This is a genomic window from Simiduia litorea, from assembly GCF_042853465.1.
GTDB lineage: Bacteria > Pseudomonadota > Gammaproteobacteria > Pseudomonadales > Cellvibrionaceae > Simiduia > Simiduia litorea.
Map to the genome: position 1 here is coordinate 2,148,442 of NZ_AP031497.1, position 21,212 is coordinate 2,169,653.

Below are 21,212 nucleotides of genomic sequence, written 5' to 3' on the forward strand. Positions count from 1 at the left end.
ATGGCAACGGCAGCGGCTGATTTAGACGATGACCTGTCCAGCGGTGGAAAGCCTGGCAACGATTTAGTTGAGGGCTTTAATAATTTAAACCTGATTCGCCAAGCAGGCTTAATGGTCGGCTTGGCTGCCAGTGTTGCCATTGGCTTTGCCGTTGTACTTTGGACGCAAGGCGAAGACTATCGTCCTCTCTATGGGAGTTTAGATCGATTAGATAGCAGTGAAGTAACGCAAATTCTCGAGCAAAACGATATCGGTTTTAAGGTGGATGGCAGTACTGGCGCGCTTCTCGTCGACGCCGACAAAATTCACACTGCGCGCTTAAAATTGGCCGAGGCGGGCATCCCCGGCGATAAATCCATAGGCTTCGAACTACTCGATAAAGAGCAGCCTCTGGGCACTAGCCAATTCATGGAAGGCACACGCTACCATCGGAGCCTTGAAGGCGAGTTGGCACGCACCATTACCAGTATTAATGCCGTACGTAGTGCGCGCGTTCATTTGGCGATACCGAAAGCTTCCGTTTTCGTGCGCGATGCGAGAAAGCCGACGGCGTCGATTTTCGTCGAACTCTACCCCGGCCGGCAGGTAAAACCTGAGCACGTTAAAGCCATGGCAAATTTAGTGGCGTCCAGCATCCCCGAGCTGAAACTCGAAGACGTCACCATTGTCGATCAACGTGGCAATTTGCTCAGTGCCGGCGAAGAAAACCTCGAGCTGGTGATGGCGGGTAAACAACGCACTTACACGCGCCAAATTGAAGGCGATATTGTCGCTCGCATCAATTCAATTTTGGAGCCGATTATTGGCGCTGGCCGCTATAGAGCGGAAGTTTCTGCCGAAGTGGATTTCACCCAAGTAGAGCAGGCAGATGAAATTTTTAACCCAGACCTGCCAGCAGTCAGAAGTGAGCAGACGGTCGATGAATCTCAAATCGGCAACTCTACGGCTGCAGGTATCCCCGGCGCACTCACCAATCAGCCCCCAAACGACGGTGCCGCACCACAAGTAGCTGGTGCCGGTGAAGCAGGTGGCGCCAATCAATCGCGCCGCGATAGCAAGCAGGCGACACGAAACTTTGAGCTAGATAGAACTGTTAGTTATACAAAGCATCAGTTAGGAAAGATAAAACGCTTAACTGTGGCGGTGGTTGTCGACGATAAGGTGGTTTTGTCCGCCGATGGTGAGCAGCGGCAACTCTGGACCGAAAATGAATTAGAGCGACTATCCATTTTGGTGCGCGATGCGGTTGGCTTTTCGGCAGCAAGGGGGGATAGTGTTAACGTGCTTAACTCTCGTTTCATGGGCATTGAAGAAACGGTTATCGAGGAGTTGGAGATTTGGCAGCAACCTTGGTTTTTGAATCTTGCTAAGCAAGCTGCCGGTCTGATTATTGTTTTAGTGTTGATCATCGGTTTATTGAGACCTGTATTAAAAACCTTGGCGGTTGCGGGTCAGCGGGCGAAGGAACTGGAAAACGCCAAAGAAATGGCGGCGCTCGAAGATGCGGGCTTAAGCGGCTTCGAAAATCTATCCGATGAAACCGTCACGCTGACTGGCGGTGACGGTTTAGCGCTGCCTAGTCCGGAAGAGAGTTATGAACAGCAAATTAATATGATCAAAGGGTTGGTAGCCGAAGATCCTGGTCGTGTAGCTCAGGTCATAAAACGCTGGGTAAATGAAGAATGAGTGATCCGAAAGCGCCGCAGAAAACGGCAGATGAAAAGCCACAACTAAAACTGTCTAAAGTAGATCAAGCGGCGATTTTGCTGATGTCTATGGGAGAAGCAGATGCGGCGCAAGTGTTAAAACATATGGGGCCAAAGGAAGTACAGAAGGTGGGTACTTCCATGTCCCATCTCAACAATGTGCAACAGTTTGAAGTAGAAGCTGTTATCTCCAACTTTCTTGAAGAGGTTAGAACCCTGACCGGATTGGGTATGGGTGCTGACGGCTACATTCGAAACATGTTGGTGAGTGCATTGGGTGAAGATAAGGCCAACGGCCTTATCGATCGTATTTTATTGGGCGGTAATACCACGGGTTTAGATACCTTAAAATGGATGGAGTCTCGCTCTGTTGCCGACATTATTCGCAATGAACATCCACAAATTCAAGCGATTGTACTGGCCTATCTCGATAGTGATCAGGCCGCCGAAATTATGGGTTACTTTCCCGACAAAGTGCGGCTCGATATTATGATGCGGGTGGCCTCACTCGATACGGTTCAGCCGAGCGCATTGCAAGAACTCAATGACATACTTGAGAAACAATTCTCGGGTAATGCTGGCTCGCAAACTAAAGCGATGGGCGGCGTGAAAGTGGCCGCAGAAATTATGAATAATCTCGAGAGTTCCATCGAAGCCGACCTTATGGACTCCATCAAAGAAGTGGATGAAGACCTCGGTACCCAAATCCAAGACCTTATGTTTGTATTCGATAACCTTAAGGATGTGGATGACAGGGGTATTCAAGCGCTCTTGCGTGAAGTGTCGTCCGAGATTCTTATTGTTGCATTGAAAGGTGCCGATGAGAGCTTACAGGAAAAAATCTTCAAAAATATGTCTAAGCGTGCGGCTGAATTACTACGCGATGATCTAGAGGCCAAAGGCCCTGTGCGTCTTACCGAAGTTGAAGGTGCGCAAAAAGAAATTCTTACTATCGCCAGGCGCATGGCTGATGCCGGTGAAATTATGTTGGGTGGCAGCGGCGAGCAAATGCTGTAACAGCCTGCTAGTTTGTGTATTCGGCCGACCGATAAGTGAGTAGTGAATGGCGTCTCCCGATAAAGCCTATATCAGCGCAGAAAATGCAACCCATGCGGTTACTTGGATGCCACCGCAGGTAGGTCAACAGGCCAATAAAGTACCGACTGCTGAAAAAGAAGCACGTGAAGCTGAGCGGCGTCAGGCTGAGCGGGCTAAAGAGCGGGTTGAAGATGTTGAACCGGCAAAACTGCCCACAGCCGAGGAAATCGCGGCTGTCTTTGATGCGGCAAGAAAAGAAGGTTTCGCCGAAGGGTTAGCTGCGGGCATGGCTCAGGGTTTCGAAAAGGGCCGTGAGGATGGCACTGAAAAATCTTACGCGGAGCACCATGCAGAAGCGGAACGGTTAAAGACACAGCTACAGAATATGATAGGTGACTTATCAGGCCCAACGGAGCAACAGCAGCAGCATATTTCAAACCAACTGACGCAAGTGATTAAGCGCCTAACCCGTAAACTCGTGTTGACAGAGCTGTCAACGCCGAGCCCGCATATTGAAAATTTGGTCGCTGCCTGTGTTGCTTTATTGCCTGCAACCCAAACGACTAGACGCGCCGTTATTCAATTACATCCTGATGACCTAGCCTATTTACGCGGCGAAGCTGAATTAGCGTCTATTTTAACGTCGTGTGAATGGCAATCCAATTCCGATGTATTGCAGGGTGGCTGTGTGGTGACGTCCCAAAGTAGTCTGCTAGACGCTAGCGTTGAGTCGCAATTGCAAGCGCTGTTTGAACATTTTGACGATGGTAGTTTTGCCAATGATGTTGCTGATGAACCCGAAGTAGACACCGGTTTAACAAAAACACATGGCGAACTCGACGACGTACAAAGGCCACCCGAGGATTCAGATGCCGACTTAACAGGGCCGCAGGGTTCGTCCGACGGGTTAACCGATGATCTTGCATCGCGGCCCGCTTCAACGCTTGCACCGGATAACACTGATTCAACCGAACCAGCGGGAAGTGTTGAGCCCTTAACACCCACCGATTTAACGACCAATGACGGCGAATCAAATGTGGAGTGAAATCGCGAGCAGCATCAATGCGCGAGTGCCAGGTAAGGGTGAGGCATTATTGCCGAGAGTTGAAGGGCGACTTACCCGTGTCGTCGGCATGACCCTTGAGGCTGAGGGAATAGATGTTTCCATTGGTCAAGCGTGCGACATTTTGACTAAGGCGGGTCCTGTTGCCGCTGAAGTCGTCGGTTTTAGCGATCAAAAAGTTTTTCTCATGCCGATGGCGCAGACCTCCAGTTTGCGTGTCGGCACACGTGTACGTCCCAGAGCACGAGTCGACGGTATTTTGGTCGGAAGTGGTTTGCTGGGACGCGTCATCGATGCATTGGGTCAGCCCTTAGACAGAAGAGGCCCACTAACGGACGTCGCAACGTCTGAATTAGGCCTGCAAAGTATTAATCCACTCGATCGACACCCGATTTCTGAGCCCTTAGATGTAGGCATTCGTGCTATCAACGGTTTATTGACGGTGGGCAAAGGTCAGCGTATCGGGCTATTTGCCGGTAGCGGTGTGGGTAAGAGTGTATTGATGGGGATGATGACGCGGTTTACCCAAGCGGATGTGGTCGTGGTTGGCTTAATTGGCGAGCGCGGGCGAGAGGTGAAAGAATTCGTCGATCATATTTTAGGCAAAGAAGGATTGGCGCGTGCAGTGGTGGTGGCCTCGCCTGCGGATGATGCGCCCTTGCAACGGCTCCGAGCATCACATTTGGCAACAGAGATTGCAGAGCACTTCCGCGATAAGGGTAAAAACGTGCTGCTGTTGATGGATTCTTTAACCCGATATGCGCAAGCGCAACGGGAAATAGCATTGGCCATCGGCGAACCACCGGCGACCCGCGGCTACCCGCCTTCGGTATTTGCCCGACTACCTCAACTGGTCGAGCGTGCCGGTAATGGGGTGGAAGGGGGTGGTTCTATTACCGCCTTTTATACCGTGTTGACCGAAGGTGACGATTTACAAGATCCCATTGCAGATTCAGCTCGGGCCATTCTCGATGGTCACATCGTCTTATCGAGGCGCTTAGCTGATGAAGGGTTATACCCTGCGATTGATGTGGAGGCTTCCATTAGCCGAGTCATGCCCAATGTGGTGAGCGAGCAGCATTTAAGAGCAGCTCAGCAGTTCAAGGGTATGATGTCCCAATACACGCAAAATAAAGACCTTATTAGTATTGGCGCTTATCAGCCAGGTTCGGACAAGGCGCTGGATCTGGCCATCGAGCGTTTGCCTTACTTAAAGGATTATGTCCGTCAGGCGCTCAACCAGCCGGTAGGTTTTCGAGATGCGGAGCAGGGCTTAAAGGCATTGTTACAACCTGCAACGCTCAAACCATCAATGGATAGAGTCGGTTCCCAACCTGAAGCACGCTCGCCATGAGTATGCGGCTAAAACGCGCCGAGCTTGTGATCAGACTTGCTCGCCGTAAGGAAGATCAAGCCTCAAGCTTGCTGCGCCAATGGCGCGAGCGAGTGGAAAATCAGCGGCAACAGTTGTCTGAGCTTGAGAGCTACCAAGGTAGTTTTCATAGTCGCCCTCTAGGTGCGCAGCCCATACAAAGTTTGATCACGGAAAGCGCTTTTTTGACACAATTATCTCAGGTGGTCGATGAACAGCGTCAACGCTTGGCCCAGATGGAACATCAATACCAGCTGTATGTGGGTCATTGGCAAACCTTACATAAGCGACGTCAGCTGCTGGATGAACATCGAGATAGGGTTGCGTTAGATGAAAATCAGCGTTTGGATAAGCAATGGGACAAGCTTTGCGATGAACTGAGCATGGCTGCCTTTTCAGCTAAAAAATAATTGTCTTATGACAGATAGCAAAAACCAACAGTTTTTTGACGCTCATTATATGACAATGGAATAATCAGCTATGCTTAGCCTTGAGTGCTGCCTTCGGTAGTCTCGCTCAGTGATATTGCCCGACATTGGAAGGATACAACTATGGGAATTCGCGCCACCTATATAGCAGACGACAGCCAACTCACCATTGCGATTGAGGGTCGATTTGATTTTTCTGCGCACCAGGAGTTTCGTTCTGCCTATGAAAACGCTGATCCAAGGCCCGTGCGCTACATTGTTGACATGAAAGATACCAACTACCTCGATAGTTCAGCGCTGGGGATGTTGTTGTTGCTACGCGATCACGCGGGTGGTGATGGCTCGGATATCACCATTGTGAACTGTAGCCAAGATGTCAAAAAAATTCTTACCATCTCAAATTTTGAGCAACTCTTTACAATCACGTAATCGCGTTTGCCGGGTGGATTGCGCATGGTAACCAGTGCAGCACTGACCATATTAATAGCCGATGACACCAAGACGGATAGACTTATTCTCGAACGTATCGTTAAGAATGAAGGGCACAATGTCGTTAGCGTGGAAAATGGTGTTGAGGCAGTTCGCGCTTTCGAAGACGTACATCCAGACATTGTTTTACTCGATGCTTTAATGCCTGAAATGGATGGTTTTGAGGCCGCAAAAGCGATTAAAGAATCGGCCGGTGATGACATGGTACCGGTGATCTTTTTGACGTCTTTAAATGACACTGAATCCTTAGTTAAGTGTCTCAGCGCCGGTGGCGACGATTTTCTATCGAAGCCCTATAACCGCGTTATCTTACAAGCCAAGATTAAAGCCTTTTCCCGTATGCGTGATATGCATTCGACCATGCGTATGCAACGCAACCAAATTCAATCTCATCACGACCACATGTTGCAAGAGCAGGCTGTGGCCAAGCAGGTGTTCGATAACATTGCCCACAGTGGCTGTTTACATGCATCCAATGTTAACTATTTTATGTCGCCGTTGGCGGTATTTAATGGTGATGTCTTAGTTGGCGCATTGAGGCCATCGGGCAGTATGATGATCTTATTAGGTGATTTTACCGGTCACGGCTTGCCGGCTGCCATCGGCGCTATGCCACTGGCTTCAACCTTCTACGGAATGGCACACAAAGGGTTTTCACTATCAGATATTTTGCGGGAGATTAATCAAAAGCTAAAAGATACCTTGCCCGTAGGTCTTTTTTGTTGCGCCACCATGGTCGAAATGAATTTTGCTCGAAACCAAATTAGAATTTGGAATGGCGGCTTACCTGATTGTTTTATCTACCGAAAGGCGAGTAAAAAAGTGGAAGTGGTTAAGTCGAACCATTTGCCACTGGGAGTAGTTGCAGGAAAAGCGTTTAAAGAAAATAGCTGCTTCATCGAATTAGATGAAGGCGATCGCGTATTTCTTTGGTCTGACGGGATTCATGAGGCACGCAACGGTAAAGGCGAGATGTTTGGTGAGCAGCGATTACTTAATGTGTTTCATCACGTATCAGATGGCGCAGGTATTTTTGAAGATATTCTTACCGCTGTTCATGATTTTGTCGGTTCTGTCGAACGCGATGACGATCTGTCGTTGGTTGAGCTTGTTATGCAATCGCCGTCAAACCTCGAGCAATTGCAAGAGCAGCATGGTAGTAGCGCGGCACGCGGTTTAACGGAATGGTCTTTAATCTTTGAAGTAAAGGCGGCAAGCTTTCGGTTTTTTGACCCATTGCCTTTATTGCTGGATATTTTGCACTCCGTGCCAGGATTAAGAAAACATGGTGGCAACCTCTATACAATTTTGGCTGAGCTCTATTCGAACGCCCTTGAGCACGGGGTGCTTAAATTGGATTCGGCCATGAAAAGATCCGCTGATGGCTTTCTAGAATATTATAATCTTCGCTCACAGCGCCTCGATCAAACCAAAGGCTCTGTGACCTTCGGCATCAGTCATAAATTGCAAACAGATGGCGGTCTATTAACGATATCGGTTAAGGATACAGGCGATGGTTTTGACTACAAGAATATCCACGCTAACGCTGGTAATCTGGGTTATTCAGGTCGAGGGATTCATTTAATTGGTGACCTTTCGCAAAAGGTGACTTATAAAGGCGTTGGCAATGAAGTGGAAGTCGAGTTTGCTTGGCATGAAGATCATTAGCGAGTTCGGGTGTCATTTGGGAATCATGATGGAATCAGTTACGTATGAAACAGTTAGACATTGAAGCGATCGAAACACTGAAAGACGTGATGGAAGATGAATTCAGCATTCTGTTAGATACTTTTTTTGAAGACTCCAAATTGCGCTTAGATGATCTGCAAAGCAACATTTTGTCTAACGATGCTGAAGCCCTACGGCGTACCGCCCATAGCTTTAAAGGCAGTGCGAGCAATCTAGGTGCGTTAGCTTTAGCTGATCTATGTATGCGGGCGGAGTCTCTAGGTGCGAAGAAAAGTCTTGAGGGCGCTGATAGCTTGGTAAGCCAAATTAAAGCTGAATATTTAGCAGTTGAAATATTACTTAAGTCCTACCTCTAAAATACGGTTTTTGCCCCATACGCCAGCCAGAGAGTTAGTTGGCAACAAATTTGCAATATCCCCTGCACTAGATCCATCGAGGCCACGGTTGAGGTCTTAACGTTTGGATGTGCATCAATAGTTGCCTGCAGTAGGCAAATTATTGCCGGCTAATAACCATGGGGTTGTATTTATGAGCGTAAACCAAGCAGCAATACAAGGGTTGAGTGCGCTGATGTCATTAGGTGCTAAATCAAAACCCCTACCGCGAGATGATGGTTTCAAATCGGCAATGGCTGATGCTCAGGTACAACACACTCGGTCAAAACCTCAACAAGCGCGGATGTCCGAGGACTTGAAACCCGCTCATCCACCGGCCGAGGTATCTGACCCAGTAAGGTCAGACGCTAACGAGCGTGAAGCGTCGCCAGTCGATGATCTGCCGGCATCTTCAGAGCCAGGGTCACAATCAGCGTCAAAGTCAGTAGAGGCCGACGGGCAGAGTTCGCGAGACGACAATCCGGTCGAGGACGAATCCACAGCCGATGTTAACCCTACGGAAATCCAAGATGGTTTGCAGCCCGATGATTTGGTGCCAACCAGCGCGCTCTTGGCTCCCCAATTTCATCCCCTAACAACCCCCAATCACGGAGGGGGAGATGAATTTAATTTGGCCGTTTCAATTCCTATGGATGGCAGCCCGCTTACTGTTCTTGGCGGTCAGAAAGGCGGGGCTTTGCTGGTTTCCGGCGCTACCCTAGACAAGGCAGGGATTAATGGCAACGGTCTAAGCGCGACGCTCGACGGCGCTGACTCACTAGGCATTACGCGCATGTCTTTATCATCTGCCCCTCACGCTGGGCAAGCGGCGCTTGCCACGCAAATACCAAACGTAAAAGAGACGATTTCAGGCTTGGTGCTCATGGGCGCTGAAGATACAGAATTAGATGTTGGACTTGGGCTAGACCGAGATAGCCAAGGCAAGACGCAGGTAATAACAGGCGTCAGCGATAAACTATTGCTAAGCCCAAGCCAAAAGGTACTTGCAGCCACCTTAATGCAAACAGATACCGGCATGCTAAAAGTTGATCCGTCGCCTGACCAAAAAGCGACTGCGCTCAAGGCATCCAGTGAAGCAATATCCAGTATCTCTAGCGCTTTTTCGACCAGCACCAATAGCTTAAACAGTCGCATCCAACCCATCACCGTACCGGTCAACCAGCCTCATTGGGCGCAGTCTGCTGGCGAGCGCGTTGTCTGGATGGTGTCGCAAAAGCTGCAATCAGCAGAAATTCAGTTGGATCCACCTGAGCTGGGCCCGCTGCAGGTCAAGGTTAGTGTTCAACACGATCAAGTGAGTATCACCTTCGTTAGCCACAGCGCCCACGTTCGCGATGCGTTAGATCAACACGCCCTACGATTAAGGGAAATGTTTGAAGGGCAGGGACTCGATCTAGTGGATGTCGATGTGTCAGATCAATCCTTCCAGCAGCGAGAGGAGCAGGGTGATAGCCAGCCCCACTCAGGCGAACTGCAGGATGATGTGGACTCCATTAACGAAACACAGATGATCACCACAAAGCTGTCTAGCCAGCTAGTCGATCATTTTGTCTAATCAGCGAACACCGAAGGTCGTGAGCTCCGTGCCGCCAAAAACTCGGCGCTATCGGTAACTCACTGTATCGGTGAACTACACTTCTTCTGCACAAATTACATTTTGTGTCATAGCACTAGTCTCCGGTTATATCCCAGGGTGAGCAAATACCTTGCTTGTTAGAGTCTACTCGCATATGGCACGTAGTTTGCTGGAACCCTCTATATGGGATTTTTAGTTGTCAAAACGACGGACTTTTGACATGGCAAAACCAAATGAAACACCGGAAGTAGAAGTTGCTGCGGAAACTGCTGGCGGCAAGAAAAAACTCATTATTCTGATTGTGCTAGGCATGGTCTTGGTGGGCATCTCTGTTGGTGGAACTTTATTCGCATTGAAAATGTTTGGTGGTGAAGAAGCCGCCGTTGCCCTAGAGGGGGGTGAGGACGGCGAAGCGGCTGCGCCTGTGGTGAAACTTCCTGCAGTCTATTTTCCTCTCAAGCCGGCCATTATCGTGAATTTCCAGTCGCGTGGTAGGCAGCGTTTTCTTCAGGCAGAGGTAACCTTAAAAATGCGCGAGCAAGATGTTGTTGCCGCCGTAGAATTGCATATGCCCATGATTAGAAACGCCTTGGTCATGTTGCTAGGTGGTCAGGTCTATGAGGACTTGCAAACACCAGAAGGGAAGGAGCTTTTACGTCAACAAGCGCTGGCTGAAATACAGCGCTTAATTGAAATTGAAATTGGTAAGCCCGGCGTTGAGCAAGTGCTGTTTACCAACTTCGTGATGCAGTAGGAGCTAAGGGTGCAAGATCTATTATCACAAGACGAAATTGATGCCTTACTTCATGGCGTCGATGATGGCGATATAGATACAGATTCCGATGAAGATCCGGGTTCGGTTAAATCCTATGACTTAACCAGTCAGGATCGTATTGTCCGCGGGCGTATGCCCACCTTGGAAATGATCAATGAACGCTTTGCGCGCTATATGCGTATTAGCATGTTTAATTTGTTACGCCGGACCGCTGATGTATCCTCCGGTGGCATACAAATTCAAAAGTTCGGTGAATACGTACATACCCTTTATGTACCAACCAGTTTGAATATGGTGAAATTTCGTCCCCTACGTGGTACTGCCTTACTGATACTCGACGCCAAACTTGTTTTCAAACTGGTAGACAATTTCTTTGGCGGTGATGGTCGCCACGCAAAGATTGAGGGTAGAGAGTTTACCCCGACAGAATTGCGCGTGGTACAGATTGTTTTGGAACAAGCCTTCATAGATTTACGCGAAGCTTGGAAGGCGGTGATGCCGATAGAGTTTGATTACATCAATTCAGAAGTTAACCCGTCTATGGCCAATATTGTTAGCCCAAGTGAAGTGGTGGTTGTAAGCACCTTTCATGTTGAGTTAGACGGTGGCGGCGGTGATTTTCATATTACCTTGCCTTACTCGATGATTGAACCCATACGCGAAGTGCTGGATGCGGGTTTACAAAGTGATTCAGATGATCAAGATGAGCGCTGGGTAAAGTCTTTGCGTGAAGACGTAATGAGCGCGAAGGTAAAATTGGAGTGCGATATTGCAAGAGGGCAAATTACCCTGCGAGATATCGTCAATCTAAAGCCTGGTGATGTTATACCGATTAATTTTCCGGACAAGCATATTATCACTGCCAATGGCGTTCCTGTGTTTCAAGCCAAATTTGGTCAGTCTCGGAAAAATCTAGCATTTTCTATTGATGAATTTATCGACCGGTCTAAACCCGGCTATTTGAGCGATATTGGTTTTGAATAATTATCGCTTCGGATTGAATACGAGTGGGAGTATGTGATGACTGATGACAACACACCAGATAATGGCGAAGAACCGGATCAGGATGCCATGGCCGACGAATGGGCCGCGGCCATGGCCGAACAAGGTGACGAGGAAGAAGAGGAGGAGTTGCCGAAAGCTGCCGCCAAAGCTATGGATTTGGACGAGTTTAGTGAGGCACCAAAAGCAAACCATGGCGGTCAAGATCTAGACACGATTTTAGATATTCCCGTCAGCATTTCCATGGAAGTGGGTAGCACGTCGATCACAATTCGAAACCTTTTACAGTTGAACCAGGGCTCTGTTATTGAGTTAGATCGACTCGCGGGTGAGCCTCTCGATGTATTGGTTAATGGCACGCTCATCGCCCATGGCGAGGTTGTGGTGGTTAACGAAAAATTTGGTATCCGTATGACAGATGTGGTGAGCCCGTCTGAGCGAATTAAACGGCTGAGGTAAGTAAAATTGAAAACAGAATTGCAGCCAATAACAGACAGCGCCAATTCACTGTTGGTGACTGCACCGGCGACCGCAATGAAAGCGCAAACGACAGCAGACATGGCGGTGCAACTGGTGCAGGTGTTAGGTTCTCTTGGTTTAGTGATAGGGTTGATTTTTTTAGTCGCTTATCTAGTTAAGCGCAACCAAGGATTTACGACATCCACCAGACAGCTCAAAATCATTGAGCGGTTGGCGCTGAGCAATAAAGATCAGTTGGTGTTAGTGAGTCTTCGGGGTAAGGATGTTTTACTTGGCGTCTCATCTGCAGGCGTTCACACCTTGCTCACACTCGATGAGGAAAATGCGCCAGCAACGACGAAGGGCGTCGAGTCAAAGACAGACCTAGAGCCATCGGAGAGAACAAAGAATCAACTGAAATCCGGTAATTTCGCCCATCATCTACAGCAAATACTGGCGACGCGGATGGCATCATGAGATTGAGCCTGCTCGTAAGTTCACTCGTATTGCTGTTATTGTCCTTCCCCGCTTTAGCGGCCGAAGATCAAAGTGCGATAGATACCTTTACTAATATGAAGGGTATTCCAGCGGTTACCATGACTAGCAATCCAGACGGTAGCCAAGATTACACGGTGACCATTCAAATACTGGCGATCATGACGTCGTTGACGTTGCTGCCGGCCATTCTCATGATGATGACGAGCTTCACCCGAATCATTATCGTGTTTTCAATTTTACGGCAAGCTTTAGGTCTACAGCAGGCGCCATCCAATCAAATACTCATTGGATTATCCTTGTTTTTGACGTTTTTTATTATGACGCCGGTGCTGGAGAAAGTGCACGACAGTGCCTTGGTGCCTTATATGAATGAGGCCATCACGTCGAAGGAGGCAGTTGGTTTAGCTGCGCAGCCTTTTCGAGATTTTATGTTAGCTCAGACCCGAGAGACCGATCTCGATCTGTTTCTTGATATTGGTCGTTATGGCGATGTAGCAACCGTTGCTGATGTTCCGCTGTCTGTGCTCATTCCCGCTTTCGTTACCAGCGAATTGAAAACAGCATTTCAGATAGGGTTTATGTTATTTATACCATTCTTGGTGATAGATCTGGTGGTGGCGAGTGTGTTGATGGCGATGGGTATGATGATGTTGTCACCCTTGATTATTTCTTTGCCCTTTAAAATCATGCTGTTTGTATTGGTTGATGGCTGGGCTATGGTGATCGGCACTCTCGCTGCAAGTTTTGGAGGCTGACGATGACCCCAGAAATTGTTATGGATCTGTTTGCCAATGCTTTCTATCTAGCCGTGTTAGTCATTTCCGTTATCGTTGGTCCGGCATTGGCCGTGGGGTTGTTGGTCAGCATGTTTCAAGCCGCAACCCAAATTAACGAACAAACCTTGAGCTTTTTACCGCGCCTGCTTGTGACCTTAGCAACCATCATGATCGCGGGTGGCTGGCTATTGATGAAGTTTATGGATTTGTTTGAGCGAACTTTTCAACAAATTCCGCTGCTCATCGGGTAAGTCGTGGAGTTTTCTGCGGATCTACTCGTGCAAGGTGCTTCGCAATACTTCCTGCCTTTGGCGCGCCTTTCGGCATTTATGCTTGCCGCCCCCATCTTTGGTTCGCGGCTTATTGCAACACGGGCGCGCCTATTGTTGGCGCTGCTAGTGACCTTATTACTTGTGCCCTCATTGCCCGAATTACCCAAGGTTGAAGGTTTTGGGCTTGCAACCCTGCTGCTTGTGGTTCAACAAACACTCATTGGTTTTGTTGCAGGCTTTTCCATGCAGGTAGCTTTTCAAGTGGTCGTGCTGGGTGGTCAGTTCATCGCCATGAAAATGGGTTTAGGATTTGCGTCAATGAATGACCCCTCCAATGGTGTAACCGTGACCATAGTGTCGCAATATTATCTCATGTTAGTGACCTTGCTTTTTGTGGTGGGCGATGGACATTTGTTATTGCTACGAATCTTAGCTGAAAGCTTTTACACTCTGCCGATTGGCTCGGGGTGGGTGCCAGCTGCACTATTGTGGGATCTTGTGGCGACAGGTACTTGGATGTTTGGTGCCGCGCTACTGCTAGCGCTGCCGGTTTTAACGTCACTCATGATCGTTAATATTTCCTTCGGTGTGATGGGGCGTTCCGCGCCGCAGATGAACATCTTCACCGTGGGTTTCCCCATTACCCTCATATTGGGGATGTTTTTAATTTGGTTTGGATTTACCACCTTTCTTGGTAACTATAACCAATTCATGCAAGAAGGTTTTGGCCTTTTGCGTCATCTGTTGAATGTGTCTTAAGGATGGTTTTCCATGGCAGATGATAAGGACAGTAGTCAGGAGAAAACCGAAGAGGCCACCCCGCGAAAACTTGAGAAGGCGCGCGAGGACGGCCAAGTCCCTCGATCTAAGGAACTCACAACTACAGTGTTGTTAGTAACGGGTACCTTAGCTTTGCTGGCCAGCGGCGAATTTTTAGTCAAAAAGCTCGTTAAAGTGTTTAATCATAATATGTTGCTAGAGCGGGCGACGATCTTCGATACTTCACAAATGTTAACCCATATCGGCGTCGCCATGTTTGATGCAATATTGGGTCTAGCGCCTTTGTTTTTAGCTTTAGCTATTGCAGCGTTTGTTGGTCCCATAGCACTTGGTGGTTGGTTGGTGAGCACTAAAGCGTTAATGCCTAAACTTAATCGAATGAGTTTACTCGAAGGGCTTAAGCGTATGTTCTCGATAAAGTCGATAGTCGAGCTACTGAAGGCAATCGCTAAAGTGGGTGTTATTTTGACCTTGGCAATTGTCTTATTGAAGGCATTGCGATCGGAACTCCTCGGTTTGGCCAGCGAGGCGATCATGCCCGCTATCGCGCATGCGGCTTGGCTTGCGATTATTGCTGCCATTATTCTTTCGGCGAGTACATTTTTAATTGCTGTTGTGGATGTACCTTTTCAGATTTGGGATCACGCAAAAAAATTACGTATGTCTATGCAAGACATCAAAGACGAATATAAAGACACCGAAGGGAAACCGGAAGTTAAAAGTCGGGTGCGGCAATTGCAGCGTGAAATGGCCAATGCTCGGATGATGTCTGCTGTGCCCGAAGCCGATGTCATTATTACTAACCCGACGCATTATTCCGTCGCCTTGAAGTATGACCCAGACACCATGGCAACACCGGTGTTAGTGGCTAAAGGCGTGGACTTCACTGCATTGAAAATCAGAGAGATTGCCAACGCGCATCATATCGAAGTGGTCGAATCGCCGCCTTTAGCCCGCTCGATTTACAACACCACGGAGGTTGATAGCGAGGTGCCCGCTGGGCTATTCGTTGCCGTCGCTCAGGTACTTGCCTATGTATTTCAAATTCGAAATTATCGTCGGGGCAAGGGCGCCAAGCCGAAGAAGCCATCGGGTATCCAAATCCCACCCAACCTAAGGTACGATTAGCACCAAATGATAAATGGACGTTTAGGCTGCTATGAATAAAAAACACATGCTTACTGTTTTACTATCGGGTCTTGGGTTGTCGATGGGGTATCTTTTTCTTTGGCCCGTGACAATCAGCCCACAGTCTTGGCAGGCACCCTTAAATGTTGGTTTTACCGGTGAATTCACCCCAAATAATAAGCTTGCTGAGGCTGATTTTTTGGACTTGGAGGATTACTCGGGCCCTGAAGCCCTCGTTGCTACGGCTGAAGCAGGCCTATATGTGAGTACCCATGAAGGCTGGATACTGCATGCGGCAACCCCGGATGCGGCGCTGAAACCACTGATTTCAACCGCAGGCCGCCCGTTGGGCTTGGCTTTAGACAAGGCAGGAAACTTGTATATTGCCGATGCCTATAGGGGTTTACTGCGTTTTCATCCTGAAACCGGTTTGGAAGTTATCGCGGATGAGTTTGATGGGCAAAAACTGCGCTATGTGAATGATGTGGCTGTGTCGGCTCATGGTCGCATTTACTTCACAGACTCATCGGCAAAGTTTGGCGCGCAAGAAAATGGTGGGACTTATCCGGCGAGTTTGTTAGATATCATGGAGCACGGTGGGCACGGCCGCTTATTTAGTTTTGATGTGCATAATCAAACGCTAGAAGAGGTGGCCCATGGTTTTAATTTTGCCAACGGTGTTGCGGTAATCGACGGCACGCATGAAGGCGCGGAAACGGTATTCGTCAATGAAACCGGAAATTATCGCGTGCTGGCCTTTGAGTTGAGCGATGGCGTTGTGCAATCGCAAAGAACGATTTTAGATAACCTACCGGGCTTTCCCGACAATTTGAGTGTGGCTGCAAATGGGAGTTTGTGGCTGGGGCTTGTGTCACCCCGTAGTGAATTGCTCGATAAGTTATCCGCATCGCCAAAGCTTAGAAAGTTAGTTCAGCGACTACCTGCGGGTATTCGCCCGCAGGCAACTCACTACGGCATGATAATCAACATTTCGCCAGAGGGTGAGATTATCGCTCAACTGCAAGATCCCAGTGGTGCTATCTACACCACGACGGGCGCAACGCTCTGGCATGAGCATTTATACGTGAGTAGGTTACATGGCAAACAACTCGCCCGCCTGCCGCTAGGTAAACTGTAAATTTCAAACAATCAGTTTATTTTATAAAAATGGTGCTCGATATGTGATTTAGGTACGTTTTTTGCGATACCCCTTTTAATTACAGGGGAGTGTCAAAAAAGCGTTATGGCCTTACCAGGATTCAGTAGTTTAGCGGGCTTTGATGGTCGCGCAGCGTTTAGTAATGCGTCTCGCGTCGGACGCGGCAACTTAGGCATTCCATTATTGCTACTGATGCTTCTCGGCATGATGATTTTGCCTGTGCCAGCCTTTCTGCTGGATGTTTTTTTCTCGTTTAACATTGCGCTGTCCATTGTCGTTCTATTGGTCGGTGTCTACGCGCTTCGGCCACTCGATTTTGCTGTATTTCCCACCATTTTGTTGTTAGCCACCTTGTTGCGATTGGCGCTAAATGTTGCCTCAACACGTGTGGTATTACTCTATGGTCACGAAGGGGGGGATGCCGCAGGCAAGGTTATTGAGGCCTTTGGTGAGGTAGTCATCGGCGGTAACTACGCTGTCGGTCTGGTGGTTTTCCTCATATTGATGATTATTAACTTCGTCGTTGTCACTAAAGGTGCTGGCCGAATTTCCGAGGTCAGTGCCCGTTTTACGCTGGATGCAATGCCCGGCAAGCAAATGGCTATCGACGCCGATTTAAATGCGGGGCTCATCAATCAAGAAGAGGCAAAACTACGTCGCTCTGAAGTGGCCAGCGAAGCGGATTTTTACGGCGCAATGGACGGTGCCAGTAAATTTGTTCGCGGCGATGCAGTGGCCGGTATTTTAATTCTCCTTATCAATGTGATTGGCGGCTTGATTGTAGGCATGGCCCAGCATCAACTTGAGTTCCAGGATGCGCTGCAAAAATACATTCTATTGACCATTGGCGACGGCCTAGTAGCACAAATTCCGTCCCTATTGCTGTCCACCTCAGCGGCCATCTTGGTTACCCGGGTCAATACGTCTGAGGATATGAGTAATCAAATCTTCCGTCAGATGTTCGACTCTCCAAAGGCCTTGGCCGTTTCCGCTGGTGTGTTGTTAATTATGGGTTCCATTCCCGGCATGCCACATGTTGCATTCTTGGGTTTGGGGTTTGCCTGTGCCGGTTTGGCCTGGTTCATTCATAAACGCAAATCTCAAGGTGAACTGGTAGAGGAGGGGCCTAGTGTAACCAAGCGTCGGCCGGCCGATAAGCCCAGCACTGCCGGTGCCGCAGAGTTACGCGACCCACAAGCGCCGGCACTTGAACACAAAGCGGAGCCTATCGAGGTAACCTGGGACGATGTTAAGCCGGTGGATGTTATCGGCTTAGAAGTTGGTTACCGCTTAATTCCAATGGTCGATAAAGGTCAGGGCGGTGAGCTACTGGGCCGGATAAGAGGCGTGCGCAAAAAAATGTCGCAGGAGGTGGGGTTTTTAGTACCCACCGTGCATATTCGCGACAACTTAGATCTGTTGCCTGGCCAGTATCGCGTCACCTTAATGGGCGTTGCCATTGCCGAGGAGGAGGTGCACCCGGACCGCGATTTGGCCATTAATCCAGGTCAAGTATTTGGCGAACTCGAAGGTATAGCCGCGAAAGATCCAGCCTTTGGTTTGCCGGCGGTGTGGATAAAGCGCACCGAGCGGGATCACGCTCAAACCATGGGTTATACCGTTGTCGATGCCTCGACTGTTGTCGCGACTCACCTTAACCAAATTCTAAGCCAGCATATTAACGAACTCTTAGGTTTGGAAGACGTTCAGCAGCTGGTGGATATGCTGGCAAAAACCTCACCGAAATTAGCAGAGCACCTGGTGCCTGAAAGTGTCAGTTTGAAAACCTTGCTTAAGGTGTTGCAGCTGTTGCTGGTGGAAAATGTGTCCATTAAAGACATGCGAAGTATTGCAGAAGCCGTCGCTGCCAACAGTGAAAAGAGTCAAGATCCCGTCACCTTGTTGGTATCGGTGCGCAGTGCCTTAAGCCGTCAAATCGTTCAGTCGTTGGTGGGGAATGAGCCAGATCTACCGGTTATTACCCTAGAGCCTGCTTTGGAACAGATATTGCTGAAGACTTACCAGCAGAGTCAAAAAGGTGGCGATGGCGCACCGGTGATTGAACCTGGGTTAGCGGAGAAGTTACGGGTGTCGGTGCAGAAAGCCGCACAGAAACAAGAAGCCAGTGGCGGTCCAGTGATCTTATTGGTTGCCACCCAACTCAGATTTCAACTATCGCGCTTCATTCGAGCCTTTGTGCCAGAGGTCGCGGTACTCGCGTACAACGAGATTCCACAAACTAAGCAAATAACGATTGTCGCAAGTGTTGGAGCTTAGTCACGTAAAGCCAGGAGAATTCTATGGCCGTTAAAAAGATCATCGCAGCAAATATGCGCCGCGCTCTCGAGATTGCACGGGAGCAATTAGGTGATGACGCCATTATTTTATCGACCCGACGGCATCCAGACGGTATTGAAATGCACGCCACGGTGGAGGCTGCATCGCGCTTTCCCGAGGAGCAGCAGGCGTTTGCTGAGCAAAGCAATGAGAGCCCTAGCGCAGGCCTACCGCTAGGGAGCGATAATGCATGGCAACATCAACAGTTAGTATCTGAAGCGGTTTCACAGCAAGCCAAACCTGGGTTGACCGGCCAGGCACGACCTTTTGGCGGTAAAACAGGCTCTCAATTGGCGGACGAAATTGAGCTGGCGCGGCAGAAGATGTTGGCGGCAAAACGAAAAGAACAGGGCGCAGAAGAGACCAAGACCGTCATTGCCGACAGGGGCGATATATGGGCATCGCAACTCGCTCAAAAGAGCGCCACTGCGTACAAAGATACAGCACCGAAAGACCAACCACGTAAGCCTGCTATCGAAGAAACCTTTTCACAGCAAGCGGAAATGTCTCGCTTGCATCAGGAACTCAGTGAAATGCGCGCCATGCTCCAGGCAAGGTTGCAGGAACCGCATTTGCAGAGGTCGCCGCTCAACTCTGAGTTGGCCTCCAAATTCCACAGCTTGGGATTACCCGAATTTCAAGCGGAGCGCCTAATCGCGTCGGTAAATACAGAGCTACCTGTGGCGAAGGCTTGGCCAGAGGCATTGGCATTACTGTCTCAACGAATTCCTACGGCGGGTAGAGATGTCATTGAAAGTGGCGGGGTATTTGCGTTTATTGGGCCTACAGGCGTTGGCAAAACTACCACCTTGGCAAAACTTGCCGTTCGCTTTGTCGTCAAGCACGGCGCCGAGGGGCTTGCCATTGTCACAACCGATAATTACCGGCTTGCGGCCCATGAACAACTCAATGCCTTAGGGCAAATTCTCTCGGTGCCGGTCAAGGTGGTATCAGAGGGTGAGTCACTGCAGCAGGTTCTGGTCAACTTGAGTCATAAAAAGCTTGTGTTAATAGACACGGCGGGTTTGCGTCATGGCGACCCAAAACTGAAAGCTCAGCTCGAGCAATTGCGCAGTGCAGGCAAAGTCAACAGCCTGCTAGTGATGGCGGCTAACAGTCAATTACAAATGTTAAAAGCTAGCTATCATGCCTACGGCGCCGCGCACCCGTCGGCAGTAATCTTAACCAAACTTGATGAAACCCCCTCGCTTGGCGAGGCTATTGGACTTTTATTGCAACATCGCCTGCCACTGGCCTACACCACGGATGGGCAGGAAATTCCTGCCGATATTCAAATAGCGAAGGGCCACCAGGTGGTCGCCAAAGCTGCCCAGTTTGTTGTGCAGGGCCAAAAGGAGGATAAATTGACGGCGTCAGCCGAATCAAGTCGGCAGGTTTAAACCGAACAACTATAATCAAAGCAGGACTCATTTGTGGGAGTAGTCATGGGGCACCATCCAGTTCAAGTCATAGCGGTAACCGGCGGTAAGGGTGGCGTAGGGAAGAGCAACATCTCGGTCAATATGAGTATCGCGCTTGCCCAGTTAGGTCGTCGCGTCATGTTGTTAGACGCTGACTTAGGACTCGCCAATGTCGATGTTCTATTGGGAATTCGTGCAAACAAGACCTTAGCAGACGTACTTTCCGGCGAGTGCTCTTTGCGAGAGGTGCTGATCAATGGCCCTGGCGGGGTTAGGATCGTGCCAGCCTCGTCCGGGGTTCAACAAATGGCTTCTCTCAGTAAGCAGCAGCATGGCGCCCTCATTCGTGCTTTTAGTGATATTTCAGACCAATTGGATGTATTGGTAATAGACACAGCGGCCGGTATTAGCGATACAGTGGTGAGCTTTGTTCGTGCAGCCAATGAAGCTTTGGTGGTTGTCTGCGATGAACCTTCGTCCGTTACCGATGCCTACGCGCTCATCAAGCTGCTACACAGAGATGCGGGGATGCAGCGTTTTCGCGTAGTGGCGAATATGACCCGCTCAGCCAATGAAGGCCAGTTACTGGTTAAGCGCTTACAGCAAGTATGTGATAAGTTTCTGGATGTAGCCCTGCAATTTGAAGGCTCAGTTCCCTTTGACGAAAATGTACGTAAGGCGGTACAGCACCAGAAGGCGCTGGTGGAATATTCACCGCAATCGAAAGCGTCAATTGCGATCAAATCTCTTGCAAAACGAGTGTCAGAATGGCCGCTACCGAAAGCTGCATCGGGTAATTTAGAGTTTTTCGTCGAGCGTTTGCTAGAAACGTCGGATGCGGGCGTTTGA

At 49.1% G+C, this 21,212-nt stretch carries 21 protein-coding genes; all 21 read left to right on the forward strand.

Annotated elements, in window-relative coordinates; genetic code table 11:
- The 21 genes from fliF (at position 1) to ACGHTT_RS09670 (ending at position 21,212) form a co-directional block, all read left to right on the forward strand.
- A complete protein-coding gene (fliF, locus tag ACGHTT_RS09570; RefSeq protein WP_390594911.1) occupies positions 1-1,686 on the forward strand; it encodes a flagellar basal-body MS-ring/collar protein FliF in 1,686 nt (561 codons plus the stop codon).
- Complete coding sequence (gene fliG, locus ACGHTT_RS09575) at positions 1,683-2,723, forward strand: flagellar motor switch protein FliG (protein WP_390594912.1); 1,041 nt, start codon at positions 1,683-1,685, stop codon at positions 2,721-2,723. Before fliF ends, fliG begins: the two co-directional genes overlap by 4 nt.
- Before the next feature lie 46 nt (positions 2,724-2,769).
- Positions 2,770-3,789, forward strand: coding sequence for a FliH/SctL family protein (locus ACGHTT_RS09580; protein ID WP_390594913.1), 1,020 nt, complete (start codon positions 2,770-2,772; stop codon positions 3,787-3,789).
- Positions 3,779-5,161 carry a flagellar protein export ATPase FliI gene (gene fliI / locus ACGHTT_RS09585; protein WP_390594914.1) on the forward strand — a complete coding sequence of 461 codons (1,383 nt, stop codon included), beginning with the start codon at positions 3,779-3,781 and terminating at the stop codon, positions 5,159-5,161. Before ACGHTT_RS09580 ends, fliI begins: the two co-directional genes overlap by 11 nt.
- Positions 5,158-5,589 (forward strand): flagellar export protein FliJ, encoded by a 432-nt coding sequence (locus ACGHTT_RS09590; protein WP_390594915.1) that lies wholly within the window; start codon positions 5,158-5,160, stop codon positions 5,587-5,589. Before fliI ends, ACGHTT_RS09590 begins: the two co-directional genes overlap by 4 nt.
- Positions 5,590-5,730: 141 nt before the next feature.
- On the forward strand, positions 5,731-6,036 hold the full coding sequence (locus tag ACGHTT_RS09595; protein WP_390594916.1) for an STAS domain-containing protein: 306 nt from the start codon (positions 5,731-5,733) through the stop codon (positions 6,034-6,036).
- 24 nt (positions 6,037-6,060) lie between these two features.
- Positions 6,061-7,764, forward strand: a complete 1,704-nt coding sequence (locus tag ACGHTT_RS09600; RefSeq protein WP_390594917.1) for a SpoIIE family protein phosphatase — start codon at positions 6,061-6,063, stop codon at positions 7,762-7,764.
- 44 nt (positions 7,765-7,808) lie between these two features.
- On the forward strand, positions 7,809-8,141 hold the full coding sequence (locus ACGHTT_RS09605; protein ID WP_390594918.1) for an Hpt domain-containing protein: 333 nt from the start codon (positions 7,809-7,811) through the stop codon (positions 8,139-8,141).
- A gap of 172 nt (positions 8,142-8,313) precedes the next feature.
- Entirely contained in the window at positions 8,314-9,735 is a 1,422-nt protein-coding gene (locus ACGHTT_RS09610) for a flagellar hook-length control protein FliK (RefSeq protein WP_390594919.1), read from the forward strand.
- Positions 9,736-9,976: 241 nt separating this feature from the next.
- The gene (locus tag ACGHTT_RS09615; protein ID WP_390594920.1) at positions 9,977-10,510 is read left to right on the forward strand and encodes a flagellar basal body-associated FliL family protein; all 534 of its coding nucleotides are present in this window, start codon (positions 9,977-9,979) and stop codon (positions 10,508-10,510) included.
- 9 nt (positions 10,511-10,519) lie between these two features.
- Positions 10,520-11,515 carry a flagellar motor switch protein FliM gene (gene fliM, locus ACGHTT_RS09620; protein WP_390594921.1) on the forward strand — a complete coding sequence of 332 codons (996 nt, stop codon included), beginning with the start codon at positions 10,520-10,522 and terminating at the stop codon, positions 11,513-11,515.
- A 36-nt stretch (positions 11,516-11,551) separates the two neighbouring features.
- Positions 11,552-11,992: a flagellar motor switch protein FliN gene (gene fliN, locus ACGHTT_RS09625; RefSeq protein WP_390594922.1), complete on the forward strand. Its 441-nt coding sequence runs from the start codon at positions 11,552-11,554 to the stop codon at positions 11,990-11,992.
- A 6-nt stretch (positions 11,993-11,998) separates the two neighbouring features.
- The gene (locus ACGHTT_RS09630) at positions 11,999-12,469 is read left to right on the forward strand and encodes a FliO/MopB family protein (protein ID WP_390594923.1); all 471 of its coding nucleotides are present in this window, start codon (positions 11,999-12,001) and stop codon (positions 12,467-12,469) included.
- Positions 12,466-13,245: a flagellar type III secretion system pore protein FliP gene (fliP, locus tag ACGHTT_RS09635; protein ID WP_390594924.1), complete on the forward strand. Its 780-nt coding sequence runs from the start codon at positions 12,466-12,468 to the stop codon at positions 13,243-13,245. The genes ACGHTT_RS09630 and fliP overlap by 4 nt, the downstream gene beginning before the upstream one ends.
- 2 nt (positions 13,246-13,247) lie before the next feature.
- Positions 13,248-13,517, forward strand: a complete 270-nt coding sequence (locus tag ACGHTT_RS09640) for a flagellar biosynthetic protein FliQ (protein WP_390594925.1) — start codon at positions 13,248-13,250, stop codon at positions 13,515-13,517.
- Between the two features lie 3 nt (positions 13,518-13,520).
- Positions 13,521-14,297, forward strand: coding sequence for a flagellar biosynthetic protein FliR (gene fliR, locus ACGHTT_RS09645; protein ID WP_390594926.1), 777 nt, complete (start codon positions 13,521-13,523; stop codon positions 14,295-14,297).
- Positions 14,298-14,309: 12 nt separating this feature from the next.
- A complete protein-coding gene (gene flhB, locus ACGHTT_RS09650) occupies positions 14,310-15,446 on the forward strand; it encodes a flagellar biosynthesis protein FlhB (RefSeq protein WP_390594927.1) in 1,137 nt (378 codons plus the stop codon).
- Between the two features lie 31 nt (positions 15,447-15,477).
- Positions 15,478-16,584, forward strand: a complete 1,107-nt coding sequence (locus tag ACGHTT_RS09655; RefSeq protein ID WP_390594928.1) for an SMP-30/gluconolactonase/LRE family protein — start codon at positions 15,478-15,480, stop codon at positions 16,582-16,584.
- A 105-nt stretch (positions 16,585-16,689) separates the two neighbouring features.
- On the forward strand, positions 16,690-18,882 hold the full coding sequence (gene flhA, locus ACGHTT_RS09660) for a flagellar biosynthesis protein FlhA (RefSeq protein ID WP_390594929.1): 2,193 nt from the start codon (positions 16,690-16,692) through the stop codon (positions 18,880-18,882).
- 23 nt (positions 18,883-18,905) lie between these two features.
- Entirely contained in the window at positions 18,906-20,342 is a 1,437-nt protein-coding gene (flhF, locus tag ACGHTT_RS09665) for a flagellar biosynthesis protein FlhF (RefSeq protein WP_390594930.1), read from the forward strand.
- A 45-nt stretch (positions 20,343-20,387) separates the two neighbouring features.
- Positions 20,388-21,212 (forward strand): MinD/ParA family protein, encoded by an 825-nt coding sequence (locus tag ACGHTT_RS09670; RefSeq protein ID WP_390594931.1) that lies wholly within the window; start codon positions 20,388-20,390, stop codon positions 21,210-21,212.